Below are 8,957 nucleotides of genomic sequence, written 5' to 3'. Positions count from 1 at the left end.
ATTATGGTTTTGGTTTTGCCCATTAGGATCTTGGTGTTGTCCATTATGGTTTTGGTTTTGCCCATTAGGATCTTGGTGTTGTCCATTATGGTTTTGGTTTTGCCCATTAGGATCTTGGTGTTGTCCACCATGTTGCTGATTATGGTGGTCCTCTCCTGCTTGTAGGAAACAATCAACTTTTTCTCTGGTATGTCCCATACTTTCTAAAAGCTGGTAGTTACCTTCGCCTAAAAAACAATTCCCAGCTTGGCAGTTGGCTTCATATTCAGCTGCTACTTGATCTAATACATTCTGAGGCGGATCAACGTGAGGTGATCCATCTGCCATTCCCATTGCTTCACAATGAGCCGTATGATCATCATTTCCGTTCGAAGGAGGCATGTTCGGGTCACTTGCATTCGCAGAACCTAAGGATAATAAAAACACAACAAATATTAGAAGAATAATCCTTATGGGAAATTTAATATATCTGATTTTCATACGCATCTCCTCAATTTAATTTTGTAAAATTTTTAACAATAAAAGATATCCTCTTTACCACTATATATAATTTCTAGATATAATCTTATAACAAAAAATACTAAATTAGGACCTATAAATATTTGAGATTTTTAGGGTTTAAGGAAAACCTTTGATAAACCGATACTAAACATCACGCCTTCATACTAATAAATTTTACGCATTCACCATTGCCATTAGCTCTTCGTTCCTCTATCTCACACAAGCACTATTTTATGAGATTCAACAAAAATATTTGGCTTATGAAAGGGTATTTAAATCTTATAGGCAGTGAATCTCAAGGTGATTTCCACCAGGGTCTTTAAAATGTAGATTCTCCTTTTTCCAAGATAAGCGGTCCACGAAATGGAACTTTATGCTCGATAAATTCTTCCATTATTTGAGGAAACTATTACCTGTTTATTCCAAAAGCGATATGAGTATAGCCATCTTCACTAAGGCGGGTGATGGAGTCATCAAACTCTATATCAGTTGATTCAAAAAAATGGATTTTAGTAAAGCCTATTTACAACATGGAGTGACTAATTTCACCTTGGTATCGACCTAAAACTTTAAAACTAAGAACATGGGTATAAAATGATTTAGCTCTTTCTAAATCACTAACATTCAATCCGAAATGATGGATACCGTCTAAATCCATATTTTTGAATCCATAGAACGAATTTGTTGTTTTGGATGTTATCTTATTCTACCTTAAATGTTATGGTCTTCTCAAAGACTCTAGCAAACTTTCTTGAACGTAAGACCCATGTTTGTAACCCTTCAGAGCATGTCACCAACGAGGTTAAGGAGTTGGCCAATCAAACTGCGCAAGCTACTGACGAAATAAGCAACAAGGTCCAGACCATTCAGTCGGATACGGGCGATGCTGTTCAGGCGATTGAAGAAATAAGCAATGTTATTAAGTAAGATTAAAGATATTTCTAATAATATTACCAGTGTTGTTGAAAAACAAAGCTCAACCACAAATGAAATGTCACGCAATGTTGCTAAAGCTGCAATAAGGAGTAGGCGAAATAGCTGAAAATATTACCGGGGTTGCTACACCGGCAACAGAAACCACTCAGGGCTCTAACTAAACTAAAGATGCGGCAGACGAGCTTTCAAAACTCGCCAGCGACTTACAAGGACTTGTTAGTAAGTTTAAATATTAACGATACAAGAATATTTACAAAAAGAGCCCATCCCATGTGGGCTGGGCTCTTTCGTTTGATTATATCAAATTGTTTTGGGGGCTCTGATAACTATATGATGGAAAGTCCTGCACATGGCCGGCATCTATAATCGAACAGATTAAACATGTTCGTCATGAAAAACCAAATAAAATCAAGGTTAAATTAGGGTGTTCGGATTCAGACTTGAGCAAGAGGCCAAAGATTCGAATCCATTCAAATTAACAATTATTCACCGCGGTGGCATCGGGTAATTCCTGAGCCGGTGAAAATTTCCCCTACAAATACAAAGGGTTTTGGTATAAAATTAAAACTTAATAAACATTTTTGTTGAAATCTATTGTTAACGCATTGATTTGGAGGAGTTATGACAAGGGTCACAACAATTTCAATATCCTTAACTATGTTTTTATTACTTTCAATTCTATCTATTGCAACTAGGGCACAGGCACAAAGTTGTGATGAGATAGCTAAATCAATGAAGCGTGAGGGTAGCGAAATTAATAAGATTCAAAAACGTATGATTAGGGCTATAGATATTGATTACGAAGAAACAACTGTATATTACAAGAAGAAAAAGAAGTTAGATAAAAATTTAAAACTTTTAGATAGATACAATCGCGGTCTCAATATTCTCGTGCTTAATCTAGAGCAGCAAGCGGTTAAAATGAAGGGGTTGCTCGAGAAGGTAAAAAAACAAAGCAATAATTGTGAAAAATTGGTCCGAAAAATATCAGACAAAACCAATACGGTTCAAGAAGTTCATGCCAAAATGTACGAATCATTAGGAAACAAAACAACTACTGAGCGCGAATTTAAGGACCTTATAAATAGCCTGAATTAGTGCGGAAAGCGGTTACCGCAATTTTGCACTGAGTGTATAAAGAAGCATGAAAGGACTTAACAGGGTGCTGTTAAGTCCTTTCTGGTTTTAAAAAAGTAAATTTATTTTTCAGGTTCCGCGTAGGCGGTTTTCATAATACGAGATAGTCACATTTGCATGCACAAAGTTTGTAAAACAAGTTGAAAAGAGTTTGCAGATGTCATCGCGAACGACCGAAGGGAGTGTGGCGATTCAGCTTCTTTCTAGATTTACCCTTGCAGGGCACGAAGCCTGATGAAAGGTTATCACGGCTACGTCGAGTGGGTTCCTCGCAAAGACGTTTCTACGAGTATTTTTTTAAAAATCCAAATAGCCTGTTGGCCCTGCGTGTAAACCACCTAGAGGTTTTCCACAAGTCAACAGCCGGTTTTGGCATTGAATATCCTGATTTAGAAAAGTTTTTACAATACTTGTAAATCCAAATGTAGCAAAGGTCATGTGATCCAAATTCCTGATACTTACAATTAATTATTGTTATTTATTTCCGCAACAAAATTGTTGTATTCAGAGTAAGTTCCAACCCAGCACCATAATAGACCATCTTCATCAACTTCAACCCCTAAAGCACGGTGTTTTTCACCAATCCGCATTGACCAGTATCGACCAACACGGATAATATTTTTTGATGGCTCATTTGTTTTTTCATTCATCGAAATAAATATTTTTTCTGCCAAACTTTGAACCTCACTTGGAAGGTTATCATAAAGTTTCCAAAAGCTCTTGAAATGTCCTCTCTTGAAATCTATAACCGATTTATTTGTAACCCAAAAAAATCTTCCGGACTTAACATCTTCTTTAAATTTCTTATCCCAAACTGTTTTCTCGTGGTCAATTCCACCCTTACCCATTATTCATCCCCCTAAATCGACCTTGCGATCATATTGTCTATCAACTTAATTTAACAACAATAAAATATTCTCTACTTTACAATCCTATCCATGTTACCGACTATATTGCTTTATCTGGTTTGCTGCCAAAAAAGAAGTTTGTAACACGAGCCATTAGATTCTCTTCCTCTTGTTGGATTGCATCATTTTTATCATCATCGCTTAATGATTCCATTTCCTTATTTTTCAAACGACGCTTTGCTACAGCTGAGGTCATTTTTTCCAGTATTTCAGGATTTGTTGTGGCCAGAGACATGATAGAATCCTTTGTCAACTCTACAATCAATGAGTCAATTGATGTTTTTACATTTGCAGAACGTTTCTCTCCTGTCAAAAGAGCCATTTCACCAAGAAAAGAACCTGGTGCCAACAAGGTTAAGTGTTTTTCTTCCTCCCCCATCTGTATACTTACATCCAACAATCCTTCGACTAAAACAAAGAGGCTTTCACCGTCATCTCCTTGTTTGATTAGAAATTCATTACTCTTTAATGATTTTAATTTAAAACTATTAGATAAAGATTCTAAAAGCTCGTCGGAAAAGTCATGAAACAACTCAATATTAGATAAAAGGTGCATTCTATCATCCTTATTTCTCCAACTCTTCTGGCTAGGCATCTTTTCATAAAAGATATCTTGTCTATCATACGATGGAGTTATTCCTGCGTAGGTAAGATGATGCATCACCTTGGCATTGATAGTATTTCTGGCTTTAGAGGGAGAAACTGATGTAGGGTCTAAATAATACCTGAGTTTATAAACGGCACCATCACTGTTAACTCCAGTTAAAATAGTTTTTGGACGGGGATTGGCTAATGGTCCTTTTGATCCAACAGAATCAAGTAATGCAGCATTGAAAATGGCTATTGCCCTTTCAGAGGGAACCGAGAAATCTAATGTATAATCTAGATCAAATCGAGCATTAACTTCGGGCATAGAGAAATTGGTAACAATTGTCGTAGTTATATAGCTATTAGGCACAATGACCAGGTTTCTATCTGTTGTCCATAGTCTTGTGGTTCTCCAAGTGGTCTCCTCGACTCTTCCAATCATGGTATCTCCAAACCGATTATGGCAATTAATAAAATCTCCTACCTTAAAAGGACGATCCATCTGAATAGCCAAACCAGAAAAAAGATCCAAAATCAGTCCTTGAACTGCAAACCCGAGAACAAAACCTAATCCACCAGCAGCTGCTATGAGGGTTGTGAGAGGTTCATGGAATACAAAATGAGCTACCAGAGATAAAGTTAGAATTAAAACAAAAATACCAGATAACTGAACCAGTAATACAGGGGGGTCATGATGGAGGATCTTTTTGACTAATGTGTTCCAGAAAAGCAGGGAAAGCATTCGATTGAAAAGCCAACCTCCTGCAAACCAATTCAGGACTTCTAGGAAACTCAGTAAGCCATTTTGAAACCATGCAGGAAAGACAAGACCTCCCCACAAACTTTCCACAAAAAGACACGTTGAGAAAAAGGCAATAGCCAGAACAGGTAAAAATGCGGCCTGAAAGATTTTTTTTCCCATGAAAATTGAACCAAGAAGAATTTAAGAACTGTTTGATTGCGTCAGAAAAATAACTACGAATTTAAATCCGTTATTGTAAACAAGAGCCGGATGACTGATTGCTTGCCCTTGATTTATCTTATTGATCGTCAAGGGTTTTTATAAGCGCCTAATCCTTTTGAATTATACTCTCAACTAAATTAAAGGATTCTTGTAGGGATTGTTCAAGTATTTCATAATAGTATTTTATCTGATGATAAGTGGTCGCAACATCCATATCTAAGAGGAAGTGGCGCTCTTTATCAATAACCGGCAACACCAACTTCGTCCCCTTTTTAAAAGTATTAAGGCTTCCCAGAATATGTTTGCTTTTGTTTAACTTTAATATTTCCCGAACTACTATAGCCTTTCTGATTTTTTTCATATCTTTTTCCTTGGCTATAAAAATTCGGTCAGGTACTATTTCTTTTTTTGTAACCTCTGTTAGTAAATCAATTTCGGATCTTGGTAAAACTCTAATAGATACATGAGGCTCTATAGATTTGCTTTTGGCTTTCTGTTCTGAGAACTTTAGCTCTAGACCATAGTCTTTCAAATATGTTATGGATTTTGACTGGGCTTCTTTCCAAGCTTTTTCGAGAAAAGCCACATCTTTGAATCCTCCATCGTCGGCGCGTTCTGTAAGAATAATTTTGTCTTGAGAAACTTCTTTTTCTAAATTACGTTTCCCTACAATATCGTAAATCATTCTCGCAACCAACGCATCGCCCCCGGGAAACTGTTCACCATTATAATCTCTTGCTATTGCTGTTCCAGCAAACTTAGAATCTTTGGACGCGCGAGTTAGAACATAATTCCTATACTGTTGAAACTTTTTAGATCGATAAATAAAGCCAAGATCAAACATATCTTCAGATCGAATTCTATAAGAATCACGAAATAACTCCATATTCATGTCATCAAACATGGCCGTATCTTTCGGGTTTTGAATGCCAATGTTTTTGTTATCATTGATGATGTGGGGAGTGATTACTACAATTACTTCTCTCTTCTCATTTGAGGCAGATGTAGCCCCAAACAGGTTTCCAATGAATGGAAGATCACCAAAAAAAGGTAACTTATTGGAATTATTTTCCTTATCTTTTGAGACCAGACCACCAATAATAATTGGAGTTTTGTTCGGCACAATAGCAAAAGTATGAACGCGTCTAGTTGATGATCCTGGTTTAGTGGAAATAATATCTCCGTTATCATTTACTGCATTACCATCATTATCAGATACTAACGCTTTTACTTGAACATCGATCTCCATCGCAACATCATTGTTTTCATCAGAAACTCTTGGCCTTATTTGTAACAAAATACCGGGGGTTACTTCTTGAAATGAGTAAGAAAAATTTGTTGTACTTTGATTAAAGGTGGATTGTTGTCTGATTGGATATTGTCTTTGCTCTGTGACTTCAATGATGGCAGGACGATTGTTTAAGGCGATAACGCTAGGTCGGGATAATACCTCCGCAGAACCTTTTGCAACTAATGCTTGAATTTCAAGAGATAGTATATCCGCTATGCTTCCAACACTTGCACCTTTTTGAATAATTCCTTTGAGCAATGTAGAAGAACTTGCCGCCGCAGCACTAGGAGTTAAAACTGTTGTTGCACCAGCTTCAAATGTCTCGCTAAATGTATTTGTACCCTGCGGCCCTATGCTTTTGTATAGTACACCTAGCTTATCGAACCCAGACTCATTAACTTCCAAAACCATACTCTCAATATATACTTGAACTGGCGCAGCATCTATTGTTTCGCGGATTGTTTTTATTATATTATTGAAACGTTCTTTTTTTTCTGGATGATAAAAAGCAACCAAACTCTCGTTTAGCCCATAGTCAACCGATGCCATATCTACAAAAGAAAACCTTGATCCTGTACGCATCCCAGCTGTTCCAGGTCCTTTCAAAACGTCACTCAATGAGTTAACAGGTATTACTTTAGGTTTATAAAAAATGGGAAGCTGTGAACATGTATAAGTTGTTTTAGGGACTTCTACATTTTTTGGGGGTGTAATGTATGTCGCCCTACCACGTTTATCAACTGTATAAGGCTTGGCTACTGGTGCCGTTGCTAAAATAGTTTCCATACCCATTACATTCAGGGAATTGACAACGCGGTCCATATTTGAGTAGGAGAGTTGAATTAACTCGCTCTTCAGATCAGCCAATAAAAACTCATTTTCCTTTCCTGTTTCTATATCCTTGCATGTGGGGATATTATTTTTTTCCTCCGGAAGAAAAAGTTCTTTTTGGGGCTCTATTAATGGTTTAGTTCCTTCCTGAAAAAGAGGTGATGATTGCCATTTTGCCTCTAAAGACTCTCTCTTTTCCTTGAACTGATCTACTTCTTTTTTAGGGGGAGGAATATTTTTGGGTATTGCACAACCAATAGTAATGGTTTGAATTATCAACAACAAACCATTAATTAATTTTGTCAATTTATTTTGCAATACTCTTAAGAAACCTGAAATAGAGTTATAAATAACTTATACATTTAGTTTGGCAATACTATGTGACAAATATAAACTTCAACCTCTGAATTATATAAAATAATAGTTTAGAGGCAAGACCAAAAAAAACAAGATCTTCTCCGAATTCTTGCGGAAAGCATTTTGAGTTAGAACTTTCAATCTAAAATGTAGTTTATTCAGTTTATATTTAATATTTCTAGAGAAGCTTTTTATTTTTTAAGTAATTGTATTTAATAGGGTTATATGCGATTGGGATTTGGAAAAATGGAAAAAATTGAAACATTAGTGGAGAGACTAGGTGAAAAGTTTATTTATTACCAATAAGAAGTTAGACTTAAAATATGTCTTTACTTAAACATACATTTTTTATGTATTTGTATAATAAGTATCGCTTTTTTTGTAGCAGACAAGACTTTGTCATTTGTAGTATTAGATCTATTAGTGTGATGAAACAAATCTACTACCGGGAAAGGAAAAAATATGTTTAAGAAATATAATAATCTTTACCAAGCTATTATTTTAATGTCTATTCTGATATTACCTATTAGCGGATTTGCCCAGATAAATAATAAAACCCCCAATAAGTTATCTACTAAAAGGCTTGGGAAAACCAATAACAAAGCTTCTATCAAAACCCCGAATATCAATAGAACCACAAAGCAAAAACAAATCAAAAAGACAACCAAACCGAATAAACAATTAACAAAAGCTACAGATCTTTCTAATAAGATTAAGGAATTAGAAAAAAAACTGGTGGCTAAAGACGCAGAGCTTTCAGAAACAACGAAAACCTTATTAGAAAAAGATTCGGAGATAAATAAGTTAAATGAGGATATAAGCTTTTTAATGGAATCTCTGGATGACCTAGATGCAGAATTGTATGTTCAGATAGATACATCTAGAAAGTATAAAGAATTAATTAAATGTTATAGAACTGCCTTATTTAACTGGCATGATATGAATAATCGAAAGGGGCTTACAGAAGAGGATCATTGGGCTATTAAAGTCGAGTTGCGGCGCTCTCTTTTTAGTTGCCCGCCTATTTAAATGGCGACTATAGTTTAATTGCCCTGCGTAAGATTTGCATGTACAGATCGGTCTCTCGGTTAAGATATTTTTACAGATTTTAAGCAGCTTCTTTTCCCTCCTCTGAGTTTTGAAAAACATATTGTTGATAAAGTGGCCTTCCATCCTCGAAGGTCTGCATAGGCGTCCTTTGAAATCCACGAGATCGGTTGACAGGTTTTGGTAGTATTGAACCTTTTCAACCGGAGACCGTGAGATGACACCAGAAGAACGGGATATTAGCCGAAAACTTAGAGTTTTAACCTACGCCAAGAAAATTAAAAACGTTTCCAAAACCTGCCGCTATTTTGGGATTTCAAGAACTACTTTCTACGAATGGAAACGGGCCTATGAGGAAAAAGGAGAACCGGGTCTGATCAATCGAAGTCCAGGGCCT

Annotated in this window: 8 protein-coding genes and 1 pseudogene; 4 read left to right on the top strand and 5 right to left on the bottom strand. The window is 36.1% G+C overall.

Annotation, left to right across the window (positions count from 1 at the left end):
• Both F3741_12680 and F3741_12675 read right to left on the bottom strand, forming a co-directional pair.
• Positions 1-480 (bottom strand): hypothetical protein (locus F3741_12680; GenBank protein ID MZG31632.1); only part of this gene is annotated, 480 nt, incomplete at its 3' end.
• 300 nt (positions 481-780) lie between these two features.
• Positions 781-1,159, bottom strand: a pseudogene (locus F3741_12675) (hypothetical protein).
• Between the two features lie 62 nt (positions 1,160-1,221).
• Between F3741_12675 and F3741_12670 the strand changes: the two are divergent.
• Together F3741_12670 and F3741_12665 are read left to right on the top strand one after the other, a co-directional pair.
• A complete protein-coding gene (locus F3741_12670; GenBank protein ID MZG31631.1) occupies positions 1,222-1,428 on the top strand; it encodes a hypothetical protein in 207 nt (68 codons plus the stop codon).
• A 630-nt stretch (positions 1,429-2,058) separates the two neighbouring features.
• On the top strand, positions 2,059-2,535 hold the full coding sequence (locus F3741_12665) for a hypothetical protein (protein MZG31630.1): 477 nt from the start codon (positions 2,059-2,061) through the stop codon (positions 2,533-2,535).
• Between the two features lie 503 nt (positions 2,536-3,038).
• On the opposite strand, the gene F3741_12660 is transcribed toward F3741_12665, so the two are convergent.
• From F3741_12660 to F3741_12650, 3 genes are all read right to left on the bottom strand, one after another.
• Positions 3,039-3,422 carry a hypothetical protein gene (locus F3741_12660; GenBank protein ID MZG31629.1) on the bottom strand — a complete coding sequence of 128 codons (384 nt, stop codon included), beginning with the start codon at positions 3,420-3,422 and terminating at the stop codon, positions 3,039-3,041.
• Between the two features lie 100 nt (positions 3,423-3,522).
• Positions 3,523-4,992: a mechanosensitive ion channel gene (locus F3741_12655; GenBank protein MZG31628.1), complete on the bottom strand. Its 1,470-nt coding sequence runs from the start codon at positions 4,990-4,992 to the stop codon at positions 3,523-3,525.
• Positions 4,993-5,140: 148 nt separating this feature from the next.
• On the bottom strand, positions 5,141-7,507 hold the full coding sequence (locus F3741_12650) for a type II and III secretion system protein (GenBank protein MZG31627.1): 2,367 nt from the start codon (positions 7,505-7,507) through the stop codon (positions 5,141-5,143).
• Positions 7,508-7,975: 468 nt separating this feature from the next.
• Between F3741_12650 and F3741_12645 the strand changes: the two genes are divergently transcribed.
• Complete coding sequence (locus F3741_12645) at positions 7,976-8,542, top strand: hypothetical protein (protein MZG31626.1); 567 nt, start codon at positions 7,976-7,978, stop codon at positions 8,540-8,542.
• 235 nt (positions 8,543-8,777) lie between these two features.
• The coding region (locus F3741_12640) for a helix-turn-helix domain-containing protein (GenBank protein MZG31625.1) at positions 8,778-8,957 on the top strand (180 nt) is incomplete at its 3' end.

The sequence above is a fragment of the Nitrospinota bacterium genome, from assembly GCA_009873635.1.
Taxonomy (GTDB): Bacteria; Nitrospinota; Nitrospinia; order Nitrospinales; family VA-1; genus LS-NOB.
The sequence above is the reverse complement of the archived record's forward strand: the minus strand, read 5'-3'. Positions and strand labels throughout refer to the sequence as shown.

Excerpts from the sequence above, each read along its gene's own strand:
- F3741_12670 (MZG31631.1), top strand. The coding sequence starts at position 1,222 with ATGGTCTTCTCAAAGACTCTAGCAAACTTTCTTGAACGTAAGACCCAT.
- F3741_12665 (MZG31630.1), top strand. The coding sequence starts at position 2,059 with ATGACAAGGGTCACAACAATTTCAATATCCTTAACTATGTTTTTATTA.
- F3741_12660 (MZG31629.1), bottom strand. The coding sequence starts at position 3,422 with ATGGGTAAGGGTGGAATTGACCACGAGAAAACAGTTTGGGATAAGAAA.
- F3741_12655 (MZG31628.1), bottom strand. The coding sequence starts at position 4,992 with ATGGGAAAAAAAATCTTTCAGGCCGCATTTTTACCTGTTCTGGCTATT.
- F3741_12645 (MZG31626.1), top strand. The coding sequence starts at position 7,976 with ATGTTTAAGAAATATAATAATCTTTACCAAGCTATTATTTTAATGTCT.